Origin of the sequence: Peptostreptococcus anaerobius VPI 4330 = DSM 2949 (assembly GCF_000381525.1) — a bacterium.
GTDB classification, from domain to species: Bacteria; Bacillota; Clostridia; order Peptostreptococcales; family Peptostreptococcaceae; genus Peptostreptococcus; species Peptostreptococcus anaerobius.
This window is the reverse complement of record NZ_KB906605.1, coordinates 84,813-108,775: the sequence shown is the minus strand read 5'-3', so window position 1 is coordinate 108,775 and position 23,963 is coordinate 84,813. Positions and strand designations below refer to the sequence as shown.

Sequence of the window (23,963 nt, the reverse complement as noted above, 5' to 3'; positions counted from 1 at the left end):
TTTCTTTACATAAAATATTTGGAGAGGTAAACTAGTCCAAATAAAAGTACTAGACAGATTACAATTATTATCATAAGAGTATTAAGACCTCTTATTTTTTTCATATGTCTTGCCACTTCTTTCTCTTCATTTTTTTTGTCTAAGTATTTGCTCATATAGTCTCCTGTTCACATATAAAATTTATATATTAAATAGCTTCAACTCAATGTGAAAATATAGATGTATAGTTGAAGATTAATAATATAAATACATAAATTCTTGATAATATAACTGTATACAAGAAATGATAATACAATTAGAGAATAAATTCAAGTGCCAAAATCCTAAACTAGACAAAATATTTTGTTGACACTAGTTAAAATAAATAATAATATAAAAGATGAAAATTAAGCGAATCGGAGGCTAGATTATGAACCTGCAGATGTTGGAAAAGATAATAAGAAACATAGATAATCCAGCTATCATTTTTGACAAGAAGAGAAACCTAATATCAAAGAACAAGCAGTTCGATCAGGTATATGAAGTCTTGAATATAGCCACAGGTGGAGATCTTAGTAAGGTTGAACTAGAGATGAGGGAGTCTAATGTAAGAGGCACTAAGGGGGTTAGGATTAAAGATACTAACTTAATTGGTAGGGAACACAAGATAGTATCTTCAGATGGAGAAAAATACTATCTATATATTTTTAATAGATTGCTGATACTTGATGATCTTATATCAAATGTTATAGAGCATATTGACGAAATTGTTGTCTTGTTTGATGAAAATGGTACCCTGAGAAAGATGAATGCTATATGTGATGAGCTTCTACCTTTCAAAAGGAAAGATGTACTCAGAAAAAATATAAATGAATTAGTCGGCATGGATTTGGTGGAAAACCCTATCATCATAGAAATGATAGAAAAAAAAGAAAAGGTATATAGGGAAATTGTATATCCAGATGGGAGGGTGATTTCATATACAGCAATACCTATCATAGACAAAGATTCTACATTCAGGGGAGGTATTCTGACAGGCAGAGATGTTTCAAGACTTCTGAATATAGCAAAAAAAGGGTCATCTAAAAAAATAGAGGTGACAGAATATATTAGTAAGAGCCATGAAATAGACAAAATAAAATCTATAATAGCTAGGATAGCCCCCTCTGATACACCAGTATTTATAATGGGGGAATCAGGCGTAGGTAAGGAGATAATAGCAAACACTGTCTGTAACCAGTCCAAAAGAAGAGATAAAAACTTTGTAGCCATAAACTGTGCTTCCATTCCTAGTGAGCTTATAGAGTCTGAGTTGTTTGGTTATGAAAAGGGAGCCTTCACGGGAGCTAAAAAAGATGGAAAAATTGGTCTTATTGAATCTGCAGATGGGGGTACGGTATTTCTTGATGAGATTGGTGAGTTGCCACTTGAGACCCAAAAAAAACTTCTCAGGGTAATACAGGAAAACTCAATTATGAGAATTGGATCCATAAAGCCTAAAAAAGTGGATGTAAGGTATATTTGTGCTACCAACAAGACTCAGGCTGAACTAAGAGACCCGAAAATTTTCAGGAAGGACCTCTACTATAGACTTAGTGTAATTCCAATAGTTATACCACCCCTTAGGGAGAGAAAAGAGGATATACTGGAGATAAGTGACTTTTATATTGAGTACTTCAATGAGAGGTACAGCAGGAGGATAATACTTACAGATGAGGCAAAAAATATATTGATGGAAAATCCTTGGGAGGGAAATATCAGAGAGCTTAGGAATGTAATTGAAAGATTGGTTATCCTATCTCCACATGAAAAAATCTACAAGGACCAATTAGATAGGGTTATGACTTTGGGTAGTATTGACCATCTTGGGTATGAAGAGGCAGACGACAGAAAACCAGAAGATGGATATACGACTATAGAAGACCCACATAATCATATTGGAGATGGCTTAACTGATATATGCGATGATTCAATAGTGCTTAGGAATATAAAAAATATAGATGAGGCCCATAGGATTGTAGAGGAAGAGTTACTTAGAAGGGCAGTAAAAAAATACGGTAATATAACAAAGGCGGCAAAGTCTCTTGGTATAAACCCTTCTACGGTTTACAGAAAAATAAAGAGCGGATATATAAACTTATAAAATGGATATGTCAAATAATCAAAAATCTATAGATTATTTGGCATATTTTCTGCTATTCCTTAGAATGTATAGTTATATACTATTACATATTAAAAAAAGGAGGAGTAGTAGAATGAAAAAGAAAGGTAAAATTGGATCTTTGGCTGCAATATTTGGTGTAGCAGCGGTATTATTTGGTTCTCATGCAGGCGGTGGTTTTGCTACGGGTAATCAAGAAACCCAGTACTATGTTCAGTTTGGGTGGACAGCACCCTTAACTGCAGTACTTGCTATGTTGCTTTTGACGGCCACTATGAGAGAGGCCATTGTAATGTATAACAACTTCAAATGTAAGAACTATAAGGAATTATTTCACGAATTATGGAGACCCTATACAAAATTAGAAATTGTGTGGGAGATATACTATTATCTAATGGTTATAATAGCAGTTGGTGCAGTAATAGCAGGTGCTTCAGCTGTTTTTCAAACAATGGGCATCCCATATATAGTATCGGTACTTATAGTGGGTTTAGTCCTATTGTTCTTGACTATCTATGGTGCGGTCGTAGTATCAAGTGCTGCAGGTATTATGTCTATTGTGATAATGATTTGTTGTTTATTGATATTTGTAACTGGCATCAGGTTGAAAACTCCTGAAATATCAAGGATTCTATCAAATTATGAATTTTGGGGAGGCAGCAAGCTAAAGCCATTTGTGCTTATATTTACATATGCAGGTTTCCAATCTGTTGTAATACCATCTTTAGCTGTTTCATCTAGGGAACTGCTAAAGAATGAAAAAGAAGCAACAAAGGCTATGGTCCTATCATTTTTCATGAATGCCATAGCCCTAGCCCTTGCTGTAACTATGTTGCTTGGTTGGTTCAAGGATTTTAGCCAGGCTGGTCAGTTGACACTTCCAACTCTTTATGTTGCTAAACATACTGGAAATGACTTTATAGCTGTTGCCTATCAAGTATCTCTTTTCCTATGTTTGATGTCTACAGGAGTAACTTGTATCTTTGGGCTTGTAAATAGGTTTGAAGACTACGAGAAATTGATGTTTTTAAAGTCTAGAACTAAGAGAAGGGCCTTTACAGCGGTTGCAATAATGATAATAGCTATGCTAATTTCTCTAACAGGGCTTAGCAATATAGTTAAGTATGGCTATGGATATTGTGGTTATCTGGGTATAGTATCGATTGTAATACCATTTTTGACCATTGGTGTTTATAAGAACAGAAAGTTTAAAAAAGAACATCCTAACCATGTATGGACTGGATCTGAAGAAAATAGGGAATAACTAGTTGGATCAAATTTATAAAAATTATTTGCATGAAATCAGATATAGTTTGAGCTCACAAATTAATTTGCAAAAAGCAAAAATTTGCATAATGCAAAAGATATTTTTATAACAATAATAAACAGGTTTTATAGAAATAATCATATAATTATCAAGTGATAAGTAGTGATTTTATTAAAAGTGGTGCTTTTATTAGAGTAAGAGCATCACTTTTTTTAGTTCTTGATTAATAAAGCAATTTTGCAAAATGCAAAAAAATACTTGGCTAAAGCTGATAAATAAATATAAAAATAAACTATTTATCATATTTAAAGTCGAATATAGGCGTATTAAAAAAATATTTGTATAAGTTTGACTCATATATAGGGGGATTATATACCTATATAGAATTGATATACTTGTGTACTACAAGCCTTTTAAATGCTAGTTTTCATATATAAATTTTGTAAACAATTATCAGTAAATTTTAGTCTATTAGGAGATTTTATAAATAAAAAAATAACAAAAATATAAAAGGTGGCATGCTTCTTGCTATATATAAGGCAGGAAGAGGAACTTCTGATAAATTACTAAATAACACTAGGAGGTAGAGTTATGTCAAAGAAAGGTTTGCCATTAGAAGGCATAAGAGTTATCGAGTATGCAAACTTTGTTGCTGCTCCAGTATGTGGTAGAATACTAGCAGATTGGGGTGCTGAAGTAATCAAGATTGAGCCAAGCTTTGGAGATTCAATGAGAATTGTTGGTATCCAGTGGTGCTTCCCAGCTAAAGAAGATGAAAACCCGATGTTTGAAATAGAGAACGCAGGTAAAAAAGATATCGTAATCGACACTAACACTAAGGAAGGTGTAGAAATTATATATAAGTTACTTGAAAACGCAGATGTTTTCTTAACTAACACTAGGCAGAAGGCCCTAGACAAGTCTGGCCTAAACTACGAAGAAGTAAAGAAGAGAGCTCCACATATCATATATGCTCACTTACTAGGATATGGGGAAAAGGGTCCTGCTAAGGATAACCCAGCATTCGACTATACAGCTTACTATGCAAGAGGTGGTGTAGCAGCATCTCTAATGGAAAAGGGAACTTCTCCAGCCAACCCAGTTGCAGGTCTTGGTGACCATTATGCGGGTCTTGGTCTAGCAGGTGGTGTAGCAGCAGCTCTTTACAAGAGAAAAGAAACAGGCAAGGGCGAAAGAGTTACTGTTTCTCTATTCCACACAGCAGTATTTGGTATGGGTATCATGGTATCTGCAGCTCATTACGGATATAGAATGCCAATATCTAGAAAGAACCCACCAAACCCACTAAACACTACATTCAAGTGTTCTGATGACAGATGGATTCAGATAGCATTCTTCCAGTATGACAAGTGGTTCCCTAAATTCTGTGATGAAGTAATCGAAAGACCAGACCTAAAGGATACTAAGTATTCAACTCTAAGAAGTGCTGTTAACTATGTTGAAGAGTTCGTTGAAATGATGGAAGTTGAATTTGCAAAGAGACCGGTTGATGAATGGTGTGATAGACTTCAGAGCGCAGGAATCCCTTACGAAAAACTTGCTACAACTGAAGAAGTGCTTGAAGATCCTCAGTGTTGGGAAAATGGGTACCTACACAGACATACTTTCGAGAGTGGACACGAAGGCGTTATATTCAACACTCCAGTAATGTTTACAGAGGCTCCAAAGCCAGAATATGTTAGGGCACCAAAGCTTGGTGAACACACTAAAGAAGTTCTAGCTGAAGCTGGTATAGGTGATGCTGAATTAGAGGAGTTAAAGGAAAAGAAGGTAATTCTTTAATATATAAAAGAATCGGTACGTAATAATAGTTAAGATTATTATATAGAAAGTAGACCAGGTGTCGCCCCACCTGGAACCTACTATCTTAGTAGATATGGAGGTATTAAAGTGGAAGCAAATGAAGTAAAAAAGGACGCAAAAACAGCCATAGCTGACTTACTACAAGCACAGTATGACAATGCATTTAAAGATAAAGAAGCAGGAAAGCCAATAGGTTGGGCTACTTCTGTTTTCCCTCAGGAATTGGCAGAAGCATTTGACCTACAGTTATTATATCCAGAAAACCACGCAGCGGGTGTTGCAGCCAAGAGAGAATCTCTTGAACTTTGTGAATTATCTGAGGCTCAGGGATATTCAAATGACCTATGTGCATATGCTAGAACAAACTTTGGTGTTTTGATAAAGGGTCACTCAGATGCTCTACCAATGCCAGAACCAGATTTTCTATGTTGCTGTAACAACATATGTGGAGAGGTTGTTAAATGGTATGAAAATATATCTAGAGAACTAAATATACCACTTATAATGATAGAAACACCTTATAACTTTGATGACGAAATAAGTGAAGAAAGAGTTAAGTATATGAGAGGGCAGTTCGATGAGGCTATAAAGCAATTCGAAAAGATTTCTGGAAAGAAGTTCGACCCTAAGAAACTCGAAGAAGTAATGAAGATATCTTCTGAAAACGGTAAGTTATGGAAGTATTCAATGAGTCTTCCAGAAGGAAACTTCCCATCTCCAATGAATGGATTTGACCTATTTAACTACATGGCGGCAATAGTTGCAGCTAGAGGTAAAAAGGAAACTACAGAAGCCTTCAAATTGCTGATTACAGAGCTTGAAGAAAATGCTAAAACTGGAGCTACATCATTTAGGGGTGAAGAGAAGTACAGAATCATGATGGAAGGCATACCTTGCTGGCCATCAATAGGATTCAAGATGAAGTCACTAGCTAAAAAGGGTATCAACATGACTGGTTCAGTTTATCCTCATGCTTGGGCACTTTGTTACGAAGCAAATGACCTAGATGGAATGGCTAGGGCCTATAGTTCAATGTTCAATAATGTAAACATTGAGAAGATGGTTGACTATAGAGTAAACGCTCTAAAGGATGGTAACTGTCATGGAGCACTTTATCACATGAATAGATCTTGTAAGATAATGTCTTTTGTTCAGTACGAAATGCAAAGAAGAGTAGCTGAAAAAACAGGACTTCCGTATGCGGGCTTTGATGGTGACCAGGCCGACCCAAGAAACTTTGCACAGGCACAGTTTGAAACAAGAGTGGAAGGTCTTGTAGAAGTTATGGAAGAAATAAAGAACAAAGGAGGCGCTCAGTAATGGCTGTTAAGGATATACTAGAAAAATTAGAACATGCATCAAATAATCCTAAGGAATTGTTAAAGGGATATGTAACTCAGGGTGATAAGGTAGTTGGATGTCTTCCAGTTTATACACCTGAAGAGATAGTGCACGCTGCAGGCCTAGTTCCAATGGCTATATGGGGTGGAAACACTACTATAGAAAAGGCTAAGCAGTACTTCCCAGCTTTCTGTTGCTCAATAATGCAGTCAACTTTGGAATATGGTTTAAAGGGAAGTTACGATGAACTATCAGCTGTTATCATACCGGGTATGTGTGATACACTAAACGCCATGACTCAGGTATGGAAGTCTGGTACAAAGATTCCTATGATATGTCTGACATATCCACAGTCAAGAAAGATACAGGCTGGTGTAGATTTTCTTAAGTCTGAATTCAAGAATGTAAAGACTAAGCTAGAGGAATTAGTTGGTCATGAAATAAGTGAGGAATCAATTATAAAGAGTATAGAAATATACAACGAACACAGACGTGTAATGAAGGAGTTTGTTGAGTTAGTTCCTAACTATCTAAATACAATCACTCCTTATATGAGAAATGCCGTTATAAGAAGTGGATGCTTTATGAAAAAGGAAGATCATACTGATCTAGTTAAGGAATTGATTAAGGAACTAAAGGCTATGCCAAAAGAAGACTTCAAGGGCAAGAAGATAATAACTTCAGGAATAATATTAGATGACAAGGGAATTTTAGAAGTTCTTGAAAGCAATAATATAGCTGTAGTTTATGACAATATTGCCCAGGAAACAAGACAGTTTAGAACACTTGTACCAGAAGGTGGCGATGCACTTGAAAGATTGGCTAAACTATGGGCTGAAATCGAAGGATGTTCACTTGCCTATGATCCTCAGAAATTAAGAGGTAAGATGGTCCTTGAAGATGCTAAGAGATTAGGCGCAGATGGTGCAATTTATGCACTTATGAAGTTCTGTGATCCAGAAGAGTATGACTATCCAATTTTCAAAAAGGATATGGAAGAAGATGGTCTACCACATCTTTTAATAGAAATAGAACAGGGAACAACTAGTATAGAGCAGTTAAGAACAAGAATCCAAACTTTTGCTGAAATATTAGCGTAAAAAAATTTAGTCGGAGGTAAAAAATGATATTTAAAAAAGAGCACGAATTGGTGAGAAAATCTATAAAAGATTTTTGTGAACGAGAGTTATACAATACTGATTTAGCTGAAAAGATGGATAGAGAAGGTCTTGAAATGCCTAAGGAATTCCTTGATAAGTTAGCTAAATACAAATTTATTTGCCCAATAGTTCCAAGAGAATTCTCTGGTGCAGGTGCAGACTATGTATCTTATGCAATAATAATGGAAGAATTATCTAGAGCAGATGCATCTTCTGGTACTTATTTAACAGCTGGTGCTTCACTAGTTGCCCTACCACTTATAAACTTTGGTACAAAGGAACAGAAGGAAAAATACCTAAAGCCACTTGCTGAAGGTACTAAGGTTGGTGCATTTGGTCTTACAGAACCAGGAGCTGGTTCAGATGCTGGTGCAACAGCTACTACTGCAGTTCTTGATGGAGACCACTATATCCTAAATGGTAGAAAGTGCTGGATAACAAATGCTCCATTCTGTGACTTTGCTATAGTAACAGCTGTTACTGAAAAAGGCAAGGGAACAAAGGGGATATCTACTTTCATAGTTGAAGCTGGTTGGGAAGGTTTCTCTCACGGAGCTCATGAAGACAAGATGGGTATCAGGGGTACAAGAACTTCTGACCTTATATTCGAAAATGTTAAGGTACCAAAGGATAACCTACTTGGTAAAGAAGGTAAAGGTTTCGTAGTAATGATGAATACACTTGAAGCTGGTAGAATAGGTGTTGCTGCTCAGGCTGTTGGTGTTGCTCAGAGTGCACTTGACGAAGCTATCAAATATACAAAAGAAAGAGTTCAGTTTGGTAAGCCTCTATCAGCTTTCCAGAACACTCAGTTTACAATAGCAGATATGGCTACAAAGGTTGAAGCTGCAAGACTATTAGTTTATCAGGCAGCTCAGTTAAAGGACGACGGTCAGTCTCCAGCGATTGCATCTTCTATGGCCAAGTTCTACGCTGCTGAAGTAGCAAATGAAGTAGCTTACAAGGCTTTACAGTTACATGGTGGTTACGGATACGTTAAGGACTACAGAATAGAAAGAATTTACCGTGATGCTAGAATACTTTCAATATATGAAGGTACTTCTCAGGTACAGCAGATAGTAATAGCAGGAAAACTATTAAAATAGAGGGTGGTGTGAATTTTGAAGATTATTGTATGCGTAAAGCAAGTTCCAGATACGACAGAAGTTAAGATAGACAAGAAAACTAACACATTAATAAGAGAAGGTGTTCCAAGTATATTAAACCCAGATGATGCCAATGCACTAGAACAGGCTCTAGCTATAAAGGACAAGATGGAAGATGTCCATATAACAGTGGTTTCTATGGGACCTCCTCAGGCAGATGTTATGCTAAGAGAATGCCTAGCTATGGGTGCTGATGAAGCAGTTCTTGTAAGTGATAGGGCATTTGGTGGTTCAGATACATGGGCAACATCTAATGCTATAGCTTCAGCTATCAGGAAAATAGGTGAATACGACATCATATTTGCTGGTAGACAGGCAATAGACGGTGATACAGCTCAGGTTGGACCACAGATATCAGAAAAACTAGACATACCTCAGGTTACATACGTTGAGGGTATGGAAATAGTTGGCGACAAGGTAAAAGTACAAAGACAGTTAGAAGATGGATACGAAATAATCGAAGCTCCAATGCCAGTACTTCTTACAGCAGTTAAGGAACTTAATGAACCGAGACACATGTACATAGATAAGATTTTTGATGCCTATAAGAAGGAAATACCGGTATTTTCAATAAATGATGTTGATATTACTCCAGAACAGGTTGGTCTAAAGGCTTCTCCAACAAGAGTGTTTAGGTCATTTACACCAGAAGTAAAGGGTCAGGGTGAAATTTTACGGGGTTCTGATAAGGAAGTAGCTGCTAGACTAGTAAGCGAATTCAAGAAGGCACACATTATATAGTAGGTATTAGGAGAAGATTATTATGGATAGAGTAGATATTACACAGTACAAAGATATATGGGTTTTTGCCGAACAGAGACAGGGAAAAATCACTCCAGTGGTAATAGAACTACTAGGAGAAGGTAGAAAGCTAGCTGATGTTAAGGGTATAAAGCTTAATGCTATACTACTAGGTAAGGATGTAGAAAATCTGGCTCAGGAATTGATTTCTTACGGAGCAGAAAAGGTATACCTAGCTGATGACGAATTATTGGAGAATTATACAACTGATGGATATACAAAGGTTATAGTTGATGCTATAGGTCAAATAAAACCAGAGATAGTACTTGTCGGTGCTACTAATATAGGAAGAGACCTTGCACCTAGAATAGCATCTAGATTAAATACAGGTCTTACGGCAGACTGTACTAAGCTAGAAATAGACGAAGAAGATGGTAAGATCAAGCAGACAAGACCTGCATTTGGTGGTAATATAATGGCTACAATAATATGCCCAGACAACAGACCACAGATGTCAACAGTTAGACCTGGAGTTATGGACAAGGCTCTAAAGGATGAAACTAGAACTGGTGAGGTTGTAAAGTTAAATATAGACCTTAAGGAATCTGATATCAGAACTAAGGTTTTAGAAATAGTAAAATCAGCCCATGAAAAAGTATCTCTAACAGATGCCAATATAATAGTATCTGCTGGTAAGGGGCTAGGAACTCCAGATGGATTTGAACTTATTAAGCAGTTAGCTGACAAGCTTGGTGGAGTAGTCGGTTCTTCAAGAGCTGCAGTTGATGCTGGTTGGATAGACAGAAGCCACCAGGTGGGACAGACTGGTGTTACAGTAAAACCTAACGTATATATAGCTTGTGGTATATCAGGAGCTATACAGCATTTGGCTGGTATGAAAGATTCAGACATAATTGTCGCTATAAATAAGGATGCAGATGCACCGATATTTAATGTTGCAGATTATGGTATAGTAGGAGACTTATACAAGGTTATCCCAGAAATAATTGAAGCTATAGACAGTGTTGCAAAATAGTATAGATACAGTATATAGTATTTTTTGATGATAATTTATAAAAAGCATAGAGTAGTTGCAAACAATATAGGAGGGTTAGTATGAGAATTTTAGCATATCACGTTCAGCCTTATGAGGAGAAAGCCTTTAAAAATTGGGCTAAGAGAAATAACGTTGAGGTAGTTATAGAAAAAGGACTTCTTACAAATGAGTCTGTTGAATTGGCAAAGGGTTTTGATGGTGTTACAACACAGCAGGTTATACCTGTGAAAGACGAGGAAATCTTTAAGAAGTTAAAGGAGTACGGGGTTTCTCAAATATCTTCTAGAACTGCTGGTGTGGATATGTTTGAATTGGATCTTGCAAGAGAATACGGTGTAGCTATAACAAATGTTCCAAGATATTCACCTAACGCAATAGCGGAACTTGCCGTTACTCATGCAATGCAGTTATTGAGGAATGTTGGACATATAAGGTCTGCCCATAAAAAGGGGGACTTTACTTGGAATAAAGATCTTATCTCAAGGGAAATCAGAAATTGTAAAGTTGGTATAGTAGGAACAGGAAAGATAGGTCTTACAGCTGCGGCTCTATTTAAGGGACTAGGTGCCAATGTTATTGGTTATGATGCCTTTAGAGACGAAGAAGGTGCAAAAGACATTCTTGAATACAGGGATACAGTTGAAGAATTATTGAATGAAGCCGACATAGTTTCACTTCATCTTCCTTTGACAGAGGATACACACCATATAATAAATAAAGAAAGAATAGCTCATATGAAGGATAACTCCATACTTGTAAACACAGGCAGGGGCGGTCTTGTAAATGTAGAGGATGTAATAGAGGCTCTTGAGAGTGGCAAATTATTTGGGGCAGGCCTTGATGTTCTTGAATGCGAGACTATGTATGTCAACCAAAAGATAGATCCTTGTAAAATTGAGGGTACTGTTGTAGAAAAACTAATGAAGATGGACAATGTTGTGCTTACTGGTCATTTTGCTTTCTTCACTGAAACTGCAGTAGATAACTTGGTTTCAACTTCATGTGACAACATAAAGAATACTATAGAGACAGGTAGTATTCAAAACTGCATGAACTGTATGGCTTTATAAGTCAAAAATAGGCTTAGAGTTTGTACTTTTAAAAACTTATCTATAGTAGAGAAAATCATAGATTGCATAAATAAAAGGGGCTTTTGACACTTTAGTGTCGGAGGCTCTTTTTATTTTATAATATTTCTCAGATGACAAGGATTTCCCTAGCGAAAGTGTTTGCATATTGGCATAATAAGATGTATAATGAATAAGCGTATGTTAGTACGTAGGAAAGGAAGTTTGAATGGAAATAACAAATTTTAACGAATTGGCAGTAAAAGAAGAAATAACAAGAGCGATTGCAGATTTAGGATACGAACAACCGTCACCAATTCAGGCAAAAGCGATACCAGTAGTGCTAGAGGGATATGATGTAATAGGTCAGGCGCAGACTGGTACAGGAAAGACAGCAGCATTTTCTATACCGCTGTTGGAAAAGATAGATCCAAGCGACAAGAGATTACAGGCGATAGTGTTATGCCCTACTAGAGAACTAGCTATACAGGTGTCAGAAGAGGTGAGGAAGTTAGCAAAATACCTACATGGTGTTAAGACTCTTCCAATATACGGTGGACAACCAATAGATAGACAGATTAAAGCATTAAAGGGCGGAGTACAGGTAATAATAGGTACTCCTGGTAGAGTAATAGACCATATTAACAGAAAAACTCTTAAGCCATCTACAGTAAAGATGGTCGTAATGGACGAGGCAGACGAAATGTTGGATATGGGCTTTAGGGAAGATATTGAAACTATCCTAAGCTCAACACCACAAGAAAGACAGACAAGTTTATTCTCGGCTACTATGCCTAAGGCTATACTTGAACTAACTCAGAAATACCAAAAGGAGCCAGTTCATATAAAGGTAGTTAGAAAAGAACTTACAGTAAACAATATCAAGCAGTTCTATATCGAAACTAGGAAGTCAAACAAGCTAGAAGTACTTACAAGGCTGATAGATGTTTACAATCCAAAGCTTACAGTAGTATTTACAAATACTAAAAAGGGAGCTGATGAACTAGTTTCTGACCTACAGGCTAGGGGTTATGGTGCAGACTCACTACACGGAGACCTAAAGCAGGTACAAAGAGATATAGTAATGGACAAGTTCAGGCATGGAACAATAGATATCCTAGTTGCCACAGATGTAGCAGCAAGAGGTATTGACGTTGATGATGTCGAATGTGTAATTAACTACGAGCTACCACAGGACGAAGAATACTATGTACATAGAATCGGAAGAACTGGTAGAGCTGGTAGGGATGGTATAGCATTCTCATTTGTTTTCGGTAGAGAGATGAGAAAGCTAAAGGATATTGAAAGATATACAAAGTCTAAGGTTATGAAGCATTCAATACCTACAGTTAATGATGTAGAGCAGAAAAAGATTGGTCAGTTCTTCTCAGATATTAAAGAAACACTAGAAGAAGGCAATTTCTCAAAACAGCTACAGTGGGTTGAAGATTTCTTGAATGAAGAAGACTACTCTCTAATAGACATATGTGCTGCTATGCTAAAAAATAGCTTGGGTGCAGATGAAAAGGAAGAGATAAAGGAAGAATCTTACTATGATTCAAGAAGAAACAGGAATGGTGGAAGAAACGGTGGACATAGAAGAAATGATGAAAATATGACTAGGTTATTCTTAAACGTTGGTAGAAACCAAAAGATTCAGGCCAAGGATATACTAGGTGCTATAGCTGGTGAAACAGGTATTAACTCTAAGTATATAGGAACGATAGATATCTATGACAAGTACACATTTGTAGATGTTGACCAGAATAAGGCTAAGATGGTAATTGAAAAGATGAAGTCTAGAAAAATAAGGGGCAACAAGCTGAATATAGAAAGAGCTAATGTGAACAAGAGAAGACGTTTTAGCAAGTAGATTCTATTAAAAGTAAATATTAAAATTAACAGTACTGGAAACCCGGTACTGTTTTTTATGTTCTATTATTTGAATGCTAGCATATGACAATTTTTTATAATATAGGTAGAACATAAAAAGAGAATGGGAAAAACCCATCCTCTTATATATAATTCTATTAATATCCTCTTGTTCCGGAAGATCTTGTACCGTAATTTGACCTAGTACCATATGCACCACCTGTAGCACCGCCAGTACCATATGCACCGCCCGTAGCACCGCCCGTAGCACCGCCAGTACCATATGCACCGCCCGTAGCACCACCAATTCCTGCACGAGGATTCTGGTTAGGGTTTGTTACTTTTGGCTTCTTAGGTAATACCGGTGTATAACTATACCTATCTGGTGCTGTACCATCTATAAAGGCAGCCAATACACCATATGAAGTCTTACCACCATCTGTAGGGCTGACCATAGTCATATAGACCTTGTCAGGCTTAACGAATGTCTTGTATTCTAGGTTCTGGTGAACCCTGTTCATTATTCTTCCCCATAGCTTGGCAGATGACATTGATCCACCACCCTCGATAGTTCTTCTTGGAACAGAGGAACCGTCTGAGTTTTTGATACCAGCGTCGTCTCCTATGTATGTAGAACCTACATAGTATGGAGTATATCCGACAAACCATGTATCCAAGTAGCTATTTGTAGAACCTGTCTTACCAGCTACTGGTATTCCAGAGTTAAGGGAAGCATTATTACCGATACCTTCTTTTACAACAGCTGTTAACATATCTGTCATAACATAGGCTACTTCAGGATCGACAACCTTATGTGTCTGTGGTGTGTTTTTGATTATTAACTCACCGTTGAATGATGTTACTGTAGTAAATACTTCTGGTTCAACATAGGTACCACCATTTGCTAGGGTACCAAAGGCTGATGCCATCTGAAGTGGGCTGACACCCTTTGTAAGACCTCCAAGTACTAATGAGTTGAAGTGCCTATCCGATCTTTGCATACCGGCCTTATTTTCTTCCTTGAAGTCTAGTATTGATGTTATACCGAAGTTTCTTAGGTAGTCCATCATGACGTCTATACAGTCATCATATGTAGGTCCTAATAATTCTCCAGTCTTGTAAGCTATAGTATTTGATGATAGAGCAAGAGCATGTCTCAAACTCATTGATCCATAACCATTTGTAGTAGTTTCTGGATTGTCTGCCCTATTTTCCTTGAACCTATATCCACCTCTTGAATCAGATACTAGGGTAGACTGAGTTACCTTTTGAGTATCTATAGCAGGTGTATATACTGATAAAGGCTTGATAGTAGATCCTGGCTGGTACGGTGTAATAGCACGGTTTAGGGTCTTCCTAGCCTTTATATTTCTACCACCTATTAATCCCTTTATATTACCTGTTCTGTAGTCTATTATTACTGATGCAGACTGTGGCTGGCTTAGTCCATTTGCAGCAACAGTATCGTTAGGGAAGTTTGAATTATTTTCGTATTCCTTTTCGATGGACTTTTGTATCTTAGGATCTATAGTAGTGTTTATAATCAAACCACCATTATAGTACATATTTCTTGCTTCTTCTTCTGTTTTACCCTGTTCCATCAAGGCGCTAACTACGTCGTATTCGACCAAACTTTCAACTGAGTTGGCAACCTCTTCCTTAGAGTCTGGGAACTGGATGTTTATCTTTTCATTGACAGCTGCTACATATTGCTTGTCAGTGATTACACCTAGTTGCTTCATCTTAGCAAGTACGACCTGCTGTCGAACCTTGGCATCTGGGTTGCTGATGGCCTTACGAACTAGCAAGTCACCACTTTTTAGCTGCTTGTATGTATCCTCATCTACAAGGTCCCATTCGTATAGCTTTTCGTACATATCTTTTTCTGTTTTGTTGGCAGCTGCAAGTCCTTCAGTTGCAAGGAAGAACAATAACTTGTGGTTAAGGTCTGCCTTTGATTCATCACCTGATATTCTAGATGTAATATAAGGTGCATACTTAGACGGGTTACGAGTTACACCAGCTAGCATTGCGGCTTCACCAAGACTAAGTTCGTTGGCATGTTTGTTAAAATATCCCAATGAACCAGCTTCTGCACCGCATAAGCCCTTACCAACGAAGTAGTTGTTAAGGTATGTTTCAAGTATCTTGTCTTTGTTTACAGTCTTGGACATTTCAAGGGCATAGTAGATATCCTTGATCTTACGGCTATATGTCTGGTCACTACTTGTAAGCAGTGTTTTAGATACCTGCATAGGAACAGTAGAACCACCCTGTCTGCTACCAGTTAGGGTCTTTACAATAGATCTAGCTAGTCCCCAATAATCGACACCGCTGTGTGAGTAGAAACGCTCATCTTCTATCGAGACGATGGCTTTTCTAAGGTATGGTGACATATCGCTTAGTGGAACTGGGGTCTTCTTGTACAGCGTAGGTGCTGTAGAAAGAGTTTCTCCATTTGCATATTTAATTGTAGTAGTTTGGTGAGTCAACTTGTCAAGCAAGTTCTCATTTACAGGTTTTACATCCTTAAGTGAAGCGAATATAAAACCTAAGCCTCCTGCAAATACTATGATAGCAGCAGCTACAACACCACCTATTATTTTCTTTCTTCTCTTTATTTTCAACTTTCTTTTTAAAGAATTTGATGCATTTTTTGATCTCGTTTTCTTGTTTGTGTTTGGTTTTCTATCTCTTCCTGCTGATCCAGATGCACTAACTGATCTTGTTTTTGAAGCAGGGTTTGATGAAGAGGATCTTCTTTGATTTGAAGACTTGCTCTTTCCTCTCTCTGAAGGTAGGATCAGGTCCTCATCTCCAGAACCAGTTTTCTTTGAAGAATCGGGTCTTTTTGATGAGACAGTTTTTCTTCTGATTTTATTTTTATCTTCAGGGTTATCTTTTTTCATGTTCATAAACCTCCTTACTATCACTAATTATACTTGAAATATGGTGAATTTACAATAATTTTGCTTGAATAAATGGCTAAATAATAATAATATATAATAGGTAGATAATGTGAAAAATTGAATTTTATAAAGAAATTTTTAGGAGGAAATGAATGCTAGTAGTTGAAAATGTGAGTCATGGTTTTGGATCGAGAACCATATTAGAAGATGTATCCTTCAGGATACGTAAGGGAGAACATATAGCCTTGGTTGGACCGAACGGAGAGGGTAAATCAAGCTTTTTAAATATAATTACTATGAAGTTGGTACCAGATGCGGGCGATATAAAGTGGTCAAACAGGGTAACTGTAGGCTATCTTGACCAGCATACAGTCCTTGCCAAGGGTAACACAATTAGGGATATCTTAAGAGATGCCTTTAAGCATATGTACGAACTTGAATCCGAGATGCTTGCTATATATGACAAGATGGGGGATGCTACAGATGAAGAGATGGCCAAGTATATGGAGGATACAGCAGATATCCAGACACTACTTGAGAATTCTGGTTTTTATACTATAGATGCAAAGATTCAAGAGGTAGCCAATGGTCTAGGTCTTGGAGAAATCGGCTTAGACAGGGATGTTGAAGACCTATCAGGTGGACAGAGAACAAAGGTGCTTCTTACAAAGTTATTACTTGAAAACCCCACAATTCTAGTCCTTGACGAGCCTACCAACTTCCTAGATGAGGACCATATTACATGGCTTACTAGGTATCTTCAGGAATATGAAAACGCCTTTGTCCTAGTATCCCACGATATACCTTTTATCAATGATACTTGTAATGTAATCTACCACCTGGAAAATGGTGAGCTAAACAGGTACAAGGGTAACTATGACGAGTTTGTGAGATTAAATGAAATAAAGAAGCGTCAGGAAGAGCAGGCCTATGAAAAGCAGGTAGAGGAAAGAAAGAAGCTAGAAGACTTTATAGCTAGGAACAAGGCCAGGGTAGCAACTCGTGGTATGGCCAACTCTAGACAAAAGCAGCTAGACAAGATGGAAATATTGGAAAGACCAAAGGAAAAGATAAAACCCACTTTTGATTTTAAGAATGCAAGAACATCAGGCAAGGTGGTTTTTGAAACCAAAGATCTAATTTTAGGGTACAATGAACCACTTACAAAACCTTTAAACTTTAGACTGGAAAGGGGAAACAAGATAGCCCTAAAGGGTATGAATGGTATAGGTAAATCTACACTATTAAAGACCCTGCTAGGAATAGTAAGGCCATTTAAAGGTCAGGTGAAATTAGGAGACTATCTTGAAGTTGGCTATTTTGAACAGGAATCATCACACGAAAATACCAATACAGCCCTAGACGAGGTATGGAATGAATATCCAGGCCTAGATAACATAGATGTTAGACGTGCCCTAGCTAGGTGTGGACTTACAAATGACCATATAACAAGCCAGATGAGGGTCCTATCAGGAGGGGAAGCGGCCAAGGTCAGACTGTGCAAGATAATGCTAAAAGACATAAACTTTTTGGTTCTTGACGAGCCTACCAACCACTTGGATGTTGAAGCTAAGGATGAGCTGAAAAAGGCAGTCAAGGAATTTAAGGGAACAGTTCTATTGGTAAGCCATGAACCTGAATTCTATAATGATGTAGTGAATGATGTTTGGAATATAGAAGACTTTACTACAAAGATAGTGTAGGTGACCTATGAGAGAATTAGTGATAGGAGGCCTATATAGGCACTTTAAGGGGATGCCCTATTATGTAAAGGATATTGCAATTCACAGTGAGACAGGAGAGAAGTTCGTAGTCTATCAGAAGTTGTACGATGATTTTTCTACATATATTAGGCCCTATGAAATGTTTATGAGTAGGGTTGATAGAGAAAAGTATCCGGAGATAGAGCAGGAGTATAGATTTGAATTTGTGGGTGACTGCAAGAATTTATAAAATGTGAGCTAAGGCATAGAAATCTATTTCTGTAATCAATTCAAAGAACTTTAAAGTTTATATATTTGACAATCGAAGGCTCAATACGCTTTGCGTCAGGTCGCCTTTAATAGCTTGTCTTCATATTGAACTTTAAGTATTTTATCGAATAAAAAAGAGGGTAGGAATCCTTACAGGTCCTGCCCTCAAAATTTATATGGTACGAATTTATATATTCTCAGCTATTGTTTAGCTTATTTTTCTATATCCCAGTCGTTAAACCATGAATCGTCTAGTTTGGCTAATTGTGGGGCGAATTTACTTTCGTCTGCTGTTACTTTATCAGCTTTTTTCTTGTAAGTATTTACTGTAGCTGTTGACTTGGCAACTGGCTGGATTGTTCCTGTTCCGGCAACACATCCTCCTGGACATGCCATTCCTTCTAGTAGGTATCCATTTCTCTTACCTGCCTTGGCTAGCATTAGCATCTTTTTACAGTCTTTTAGGCCATCAGCGCTATCTATAGGTACTTCCATATCAGGGTGTTCTTTCTTGATTACGTCAAGTACTGCATTGGCAACTCCACCTGATACCGCAAATCCACGTCCAGCTCCTGTTCCGTAGTTTACTTCCTTATCTGGAACCATTTCTTCTAGGTTGATACCCTTAGCTTCAAACATACCCATTACTTCTTCAAATGTAAGTACGTAATCAACGTGGCTCTTTACTGATTTTCTAGTTGCTTCAGATTTCTTGGCAACACATGGTCCTATAAATACAACCTTTGAGTCTGGATGGGCCTGTTTTATAAACCTAGCTGACAATACCATTGGAGTCATTGCCATTGATATATTTTCCTTGAACTCAGGGAACTGCTTTTTGGCCATTACTGACCAAGCTGGACAGCACGATGTAGCCATAAAGTCTAGTTTTTCAGGAACCTTTGATAAGAAGTCTTCTGCTTCTTCTATAGTACATAGGTCTGCACCTATAGCAACTTCAACAACATCAAAGAATCCAAGTTCTATCATGGCAACTCTTAACTTTTCAGGTGTAACTTTAGGTCCGAACTGACCTGCAAAAGCTGGAGCTATTTCTGCTATTACCTTGCTTCCTGATTTCATTTCCTTGATTAGTTGGTAAATCTGTGTCTTATCAGATATTGCACCGAATGGACAGGAAGACATACAAAGTCCACATGATACACACTTGTCATAGTCTATTTTTGCTCTTCCGTACTTGTCTGATGTTATGGCATCCATACCACAAGCATTAGCACAAGGTCTTTCAAGCTTTGCTATGGCCCCATATGGACAGGAAGACTTACATCTGCCACACTTGATACATTTTTCCTGATCTATAAATGACTTGCCGTTTACCATGGAAATAGCATTTTTTGGACAGACCTCTACACATGGACGTGCTAGACATCCACGACATGTGTTAGTTGTAAAAAATTCATTGTCTGGACATGAATTACATGCAAACTTGATTATATTTACAAATGGCGCCTTGTATATATTATTGTTAACTGTTTCTTCAGTAATCCCTGTTGAAAGGGCAGCGTGTTCGTTGATTTTTCTAAGCGGTAGACCCATAGCAAGTCTTATACGTTCTCCAACGATTGCTCTTTCCAAGAATATACTTTCTCTGTGCGTTGCGATTTCACCAGGTATTATCTGGTAAGGTATCTGTTCAAGCTTACTGAAATCATGGATATCTTCGTATGCAAATTTTGCAACTTCAGTGAAGACATCACGTCTAACCTTGTTAATAGCTGTGTAAATGCCTTTAAAACTCATAGTAGTACTCCTTAATAAAAAATAGTAATTAGTATATACATTTTAGTAATATTAGTTAAAAACAAATTTTATCAACGAAACATAGGTATTAGCCCTGCCAACAAAAGACAAAAATAAAGATTGGCAAAAACTTGACTATATGTTAATATTTTGTACAAAAATTTGTCTTCTTGTATAGAGAAAGTATAACATATTATCTCTTGGAAATAAATAGAAAAAAGAAATTATCCATGATAAAATTTAAGTATATATATTATTGATACCGAGTCTTATAAGTATTTAAAATACTAGCATATAGGCAAAATAAACTATTCAGAATATTATATTAATTTAGTGTTTTTATACTAGCAGTTAGGGACTAAAATACCAAGTGTATTTTCAATTGAGCAAGGTTTGATTGATGTTTTTACGAAGATTAATATAGACAAAAAAATATTTTTTGAAATTAGGACCTTAATTAGTTGCAAAAAAACTTTTTTTAGTATATAATTTTTGTTAATCAGCTAATAAAGTTTAGTTGATATCAAATATAAATAAGTACATGCTGTGAAGAAGAGGAGTAGGTATAAGGATGTTTACAGAGAGAGGACTAGGGGTGCAAGGTCCTTAACTGAATGTATCGAAGGTAGCTTTGGAGCATACTTTGTTAATGTTGACGTGAATTTTAGAGATTTGCCTAGTCGATGATCTAGGAGATTTGTATAGTTATTATTATTGACGGTTTATCTAGTCAATTTAGCAGGGTACGGTTTATCCACGTTAAGGATATTGAGTGCCGAGAAATTTTCTCGGAATTAAGGTGGTAACGCGAGCTTTTCGTCCTTTTTAGGATGAAGGGCATTTTTTATTTTCAGGAATTATATTTATTGTTAACAGATTGTAAGGAGGTTAATTATGGAGAATTTACCAAAGAATTATGATCCCAAGGATTTTGAATCTAGGATCTACCAGGACTGGCAGGACAAGGGTTGTTTCAAGTCAAGTGTCAACAAGGACAAGAAGCCATTTACTATAGTGATGCCGCCACCAAATATCACAGGTCAGCTACACATGGGTCATGCCTTAGATGATACACTACAGGATACTCTTATCAGGTGGAAGAGGATGGATGGTTTTGAATCCCTATGGATACCGGGCACAGACCATGCATCTATAGCTACAGAGGTAAAGGTAGTAGACAGGATCAAGAAGGAAACAGGCAAGTCTAAGTACGAGTTCGGAAGACAGGAATTCCTAAAGGAAGCCTGGAAGTGGAAGGACGAATTCGGTGGCAAGATAGTAAACCAGGTAAAGAAGCTTGGTGCATCTTGTGACTGGGATAGGGAAAGATTTACAATGGACGAGGGATGTAATAGGGCAGTAACTAAGTTCTTTGTAAAGTTATATGAAGAAGGTCATATCTATAGGGGTAACAGGATTATAAACTGGTGTCCATCATGTAAGACTACACTTTCTGATGCAGAGGTTGAACATGAGGACCAGGAAGGTAATTTCTGGCATATAAAGTACCCAATCAAGGATTCTGATGAGTTCCTAGAAATAGCAACTACTAGACCGGAGACTTTATTAGGTGACTCAGGTGTAGCGGTTCACCCAGAAGATGAGAGATACACTCACTTAGTTGGAAAGATTGCAGTTTTACCGCTTGTAGGAAGAGAGCTTCCTATAGTTGCCGACGAATATGTAGACAAGGAATTTGGAACAGGTGCAGTTAAGATGACTCCAGCCCATGACCCTAATGACTTTGAGGTTGGTAAGAGACATGGACTAGAAGAAATAAACGTAATGAATGATGATGCCACAATGAATGACCTAGCTGGTAAGTATGTTGGCATGGATAGGTACGAATGCAGAAAAGCCTTAGTGGCAGACCTTGATGAGGCAGGCTACCTAATAGGTATCAAAAAGCACGACCATGCTGTTGGTACTTGCTACAGATGTCATACAACAATAGAGCCTAGACTATCACTACAGTGGTTTGTAAAGATGGATGAGCTTGCCAAGCCAGCAATAGAAATACTAAAGAACAAGGAACTAAAGTTTGTTCCAGAAAAGTTTGACAAGACTTACCTACAGTGGTTAGAAAATATAAGAGACTGGTGTGTTTCTAGACAGTTATGGTGGGGGCACCAAATACCTGCCTACTATTGCCAGGATTGTGGTGAATTGATAGTTGCAGAAGAGGCACCACATGAGTGTCCTAAGTGTCATTCAAACAATATCAAGCAGGATGAAGACGTCCTAGATACTTGGTTCTCATCAGGATTATGGCCATTTGAGACACTAGGTTGGCCAGAAAAGAGTGAAGAGCTAGACTACTACTTCCCAACAAGTGTACTTGTAACAGGATATGACATCATATTCTTCTGGGTAGTAAGGATGGCATTTTCTTCAATGTTCTGTATGAATGACAAGCCATTTGAACACGTCCTAATCCACGGTCTAGTAAGGGATTCAGAGGGTAGGAAGATGTCCAAGTCACTGGGCAATGGTATAGACCCACTTGAGATAATAGACCAATTTGGTGCAGACGCCCTAAGATTTACCCTAATAACAGGTAACTCACCAGGTAACGATATGAGATTCTATATGGAGAGAGTTGAGTTTGCTAGAAACTTCAACAACAAACTATGGAATGCATCTAGGTTTGTATTTATGAATCTTGAAGATGAAAGCCTACTTGATGGCCTTACAAGAGAGGCAGTTGAAAAAGACTTGACACTTGCTGACAAGTGGATCATATCAAGAGCTAATAGGATAGTAGACGAAGTGAATACTAATATGGACAAGTTTGAGCTAGGAATAGCCCTACAGAAGTCATATGAATTTACTTGGTCAGAATACTGTGACTGGTATATAGAAATAGTAAAACCTAGACTATATGGAGATGATAGAGATGCTAAGAGGGCAGCCCTATACACATTGACATATGTTCTAGAAAAGATATTAAAGCTACTTCATCCATTTATACCATTTATAACAGAAGAAATCTACTCATACCTACCAACAGTTGAGGGCCTAATCATCACAGCTGACTACCCTCACTACGATGAAGCTGACAATATGCAGGTAGAAGAAGAAAAGATGGACCTAATAATGGAGGCTATAAGGAAGGTAAGAAATGTCAGAACAGAGATGAATGTTCCACCTTCAAAGAAGGCTAAAATATTAATAGTACCAACTGATGAAAAGATTGATGCTATGGAAGACGGTAAGGACTACTTTAAGTCACTGGCATCTGCCTCAGAAGTTGAAATACAGAAAGACAAGTCTGGAATTCCTGAAGATGCAGTATCTGTAGTTATAGATGGAGTTGAGCTGTTTATACCACTTGATGAACTAGTAGACTTTGAAAAAGAGAAGGAAAGACTAGAGAAAGAAAAGAAAAAAGCTATTTCTGAAATCAAAAGAGTTGAAGGTAAGCTAAACAATCCTGGATTTATGAACAAGGCACCTGAAAAACTTGTTGAAGAAGAAAAGGCTAAGAAGGAAAAGTTTGAGGAAATACTTAAAACAATAGAAGAAAGACTGGCTAAGCTTAAATAATATAGGACTATCAATTTAAGTGTAACCTACATATTGATTTAAAGATACACCTATATTAACTAAAGTACAGTTTTTTAATTAGACCTAGTCTAATAATAGCTAATATACTAAAGGACGACACTTATGTCGTCCTTTTATA

16 protein-coding genes and 1 other annotated feature are annotated in these 23,963 nt (G+C 37.3%); of the genes, 13 read left to right on the top strand and 3 right to left on the bottom strand.

Annotated features, from left to right (window positions below):
• Window positions 1-5: 5 nt before the first annotated feature.
• On the bottom strand, window positions 6-155 hold the full coding sequence (locus F823_RS11110; protein ID WP_002843245.1) for a hypothetical protein: 150 nt from the start codon (window positions 153-155) through the stop codon (window positions 6-8).
• 254 nt (window positions 156-409) lie between these two features.
• Between F823_RS11110 and F823_RS0100490 the strand changes: the two genes are divergently transcribed.
• The 10 genes from F823_RS0100490 to F823_RS0100445 all read left to right on the top strand — a co-directional run bounded on the left by F823_RS0100490 (window position 410) and on the right by F823_RS0100445 (window position 13,636).
• Entirely contained in the window at window positions 410-2,122 is a 1,713-nt protein-coding gene (locus F823_RS0100490) for a sigma-54 interaction domain-containing protein (RefSeq protein ID WP_019595241.1), read from the top strand.
• A gap of 112 nt (window positions 2,123-2,234) precedes the next feature.
• Window positions 2,235-3,404, top strand: a complete 1,170-nt coding sequence (locus F823_RS10455; RefSeq protein ID WP_019595240.1) for a YkvI family membrane protein — start codon at window positions 2,235-2,237, stop codon at window positions 3,402-3,404.
• A gap of 594 nt (window positions 3,405-3,998) precedes the next feature.
• Window positions 3,999-5,210 (top strand): CaiB/BaiF CoA transferase family protein, encoded by a 1,212-nt coding sequence (locus F823_RS0100480; RefSeq protein ID WP_002843229.1) that lies wholly within the window; start codon window positions 3,999-4,001, stop codon window positions 5,208-5,210.
• Between the two features lie 108 nt (window positions 5,211-5,318).
• Window positions 5,319-6,551, top strand: coding sequence for a (R)-2-hydroxyisocaproyl-CoA dehydratase subunit alpha (gene hadB, locus F823_RS0100475; RefSeq protein ID WP_002843284.1), 1,233 nt, complete (start codon window positions 5,319-5,321; stop codon window positions 6,549-6,551).
• Window positions 6,551-7,672, top strand: a complete 1,122-nt coding sequence (locus tag F823_RS0100470; RefSeq protein ID WP_002845409.1) for a 2-hydroxyacyl-CoA dehydratase subunit D — start codon at window positions 6,551-6,553, stop codon at window positions 7,670-7,672. Before hadB ends, F823_RS0100470 begins: the two co-directional genes overlap by 1 nt.
• A 23-nt stretch (window positions 7,673-7,695) precedes the next feature.
• Window positions 7,696-8,838 carry a putative isocaproyl-CoA dehydrogenase AcdB gene (acdB, locus tag F823_RS0100465; protein ID WP_019595239.1) on the top strand — a complete coding sequence of 381 codons (1,143 nt, stop codon included), beginning with the start codon at window positions 7,696-7,698 and terminating at the stop codon, window positions 8,836-8,838.
• 15 nt (window positions 8,839-8,853) lie between these two features.
• The gene (gene etfB / locus F823_RS0100460; RefSeq protein WP_019595238.1) at window positions 8,854-9,639 is read left to right on the top strand and encodes an electron transfer flavoprotein subunit beta; all 786 of its coding nucleotides are present in this window, start codon (window positions 8,854-8,856) and stop codon (window positions 9,637-9,639) included.
• Between the two features lie 22 nt (window positions 9,640-9,661).
• Complete coding sequence (locus tag F823_RS0100455; protein ID WP_002843234.1) at window positions 9,662-10,675, top strand: electron transfer flavoprotein subunit alpha/FixB family protein; 1,014 nt, start codon at window positions 9,662-9,664, stop codon at window positions 10,673-10,675.
• Window positions 10,676-10,755: 80 nt separating this feature from the next.
• Window positions 10,756-11,766 (top strand): D-2-hydroxyacid dehydrogenase, encoded by a 1,011-nt coding sequence (locus tag F823_RS0100450; protein ID WP_002845406.1) that lies wholly within the window; start codon window positions 10,756-10,758, stop codon window positions 11,764-11,766.
• Window positions 11,767-11,992: 226 nt separating this feature from the next.
• Window positions 11,993-13,636: a DEAD/DEAH box helicase gene (locus F823_RS0100445; RefSeq protein ID WP_002845095.1), complete on the top strand. Its 1,644-nt coding sequence runs from the start codon at window positions 11,993-11,995 to the stop codon at window positions 13,634-13,636.
• A 157-nt stretch (window positions 13,637-13,793) separates the two neighbouring features.
• On the opposite strand, the gene F823_RS0100440 is transcribed toward F823_RS0100445, so the two are convergent.
• Entirely contained in the window at window positions 13,794-16,544 is a 2,751-nt protein-coding gene (locus F823_RS0100440; RefSeq protein ID WP_019595237.1) for a transglycosylase domain-containing protein, read from the bottom strand.
• A 152-nt stretch (window positions 16,545-16,696) separates the two neighbouring features.
• On the opposite strand from F823_RS0100440, the gene F823_RS0100435 reads away from it, so the two are divergent.
• Together F823_RS0100435 and F823_RS0100430 are read left to right on the top strand one after the other, a co-directional pair.
• The gene (locus F823_RS0100435) at window positions 16,697-18,247 is read left to right on the top strand and encodes an ABC-F family ATP-binding cassette domain-containing protein (protein ID WP_002845089.1); all 1,551 of its coding nucleotides are present in this window, start codon (window positions 16,697-16,699) and stop codon (window positions 18,245-18,247) included.
• A gap of 7 nt (window positions 18,248-18,254) precedes the next feature.
• The gene (locus F823_RS0100430; protein WP_002845088.1) at window positions 18,255-18,497 is read left to right on the top strand and encodes a DUF1653 domain-containing protein; all 243 of its coding nucleotides are present in this window, start codon (window positions 18,255-18,257) and stop codon (window positions 18,495-18,497) included.
• Window positions 18,498-18,730: 233 nt separating this feature from the next.
• Here the strand turns inward: F823_RS0100430 and F823_RS0100425 are convergent, their stop codons facing one another.
• Entirely contained in the window at window positions 18,731-20,278 is a 1,548-nt protein-coding gene (locus tag F823_RS0100425; RefSeq protein ID WP_002843191.1) for a 4Fe-4S dicluster domain-containing protein, read from the bottom strand.
• A 537-nt stretch (window positions 20,279-20,815) separates the two neighbouring features.
• Window positions 20,816-21,105: a binding site (T-box leader), on the top strand.
• A 67-nt stretch (window positions 21,106-21,172) separates the two neighbouring features.
• Here F823_RS0100425 and F823_RS0100420 point away from each other — a divergent pair.
• On the top strand, window positions 21,173-23,824 hold the full coding sequence (locus tag F823_RS0100420; RefSeq protein ID WP_019595236.1) for a valine--tRNA ligase: 2,652 nt from the start codon (window positions 21,173-21,175) through the stop codon (window positions 23,822-23,824).
• Window positions 23,825-23,963 lie beyond the last annotated feature (139 nt).

What these genes read in the sequence shown, in the direction of transcription:
- F823_RS0100430 (WP_002845088.1), top strand. Translation starts at nt 18,255, where the DNA reads ATGAGAGAATTAGTGATAGGAGGCCTATATAGGCACTTTAAGGGGATG.
- F823_RS0100420 (WP_019595236.1), top strand. Translation starts at nt 21,173, where the DNA reads ATGGAGAATTTACCAAAGAATTATGATCCCAAGGATTTTGAATCTAGG.
- F823_RS0100425 (WP_002843191.1), bottom strand. Translation starts at nt 20,278, where the DNA reads ATGAGTTTTAAAGGCATTTACACAGCTATTAACAAGGTTAGACGTGAT.
- acdB (WP_019595239.1), top strand. Translation starts at nt 7,696, where the DNA reads ATGATATTTAAAAAAGAGCACGAATTGGTGAGAAAATCTATAAAAGAT.
- F823_RS0100480 (WP_002843229.1), top strand. Translation starts at nt 3,999, where the DNA reads ATGTCAAAGAAAGGTTTGCCATTAGAAGGCATAAGAGTTATCGAGTAT.
- F823_RS10455 (WP_019595240.1), top strand. Translation starts at nt 2,235, where the DNA reads ATGAAAAAGAAAGGTAAAATTGGATCTTTGGCTGCAATATTTGGTGTA.
- F823_RS0100435 (WP_002845089.1), top strand. Translation starts at nt 16,697, where the DNA reads ATGCTAGTAGTTGAAAATGTGAGTCATGGTTTTGGATCGAGAACCATA.
- F823_RS11110 (WP_002843245.1), bottom strand. Translation starts at nt 155, where the DNA reads ATGAGCAAATACTTAGACAAAAAAAATGAAGAGAAAGAAGTGGCAAGA.
- F823_RS0100490 (WP_019595241.1), top strand. Translation starts at nt 410, where the DNA reads ATGAACCTGCAGATGTTGGAAAAGATAATAAGAAACATAGATAATCCA.
- F823_RS0100455 (WP_002843234.1), top strand. Translation starts at nt 9,662, where the DNA reads ATGGATAGAGTAGATATTACACAGTACAAAGATATATGGGTTTTTGCC.
- F823_RS0100470 (WP_002845409.1), top strand. Translation starts at nt 6,551, where the DNA reads ATGGCTGTTAAGGATATACTAGAAAAATTAGAACATGCATCAAATAAT.
- F823_RS0100450 (WP_002845406.1), top strand. Translation starts at nt 10,756, where the DNA reads ATGAGAATTTTAGCATATCACGTTCAGCCTTATGAGGAGAAAGCCTTT.
- F823_RS0100445 (WP_002845095.1), top strand. Translation starts at nt 11,993, where the DNA reads ATGGAAATAACAAATTTTAACGAATTGGCAGTAAAAGAAGAAATAACA.
- F823_RS0100440 (WP_019595237.1), bottom strand. Translation starts at nt 16,544, where the DNA reads ATGAAAAAAGATAACCCTGAAGATAAAAATAAAATCAGAAGAAAAACT.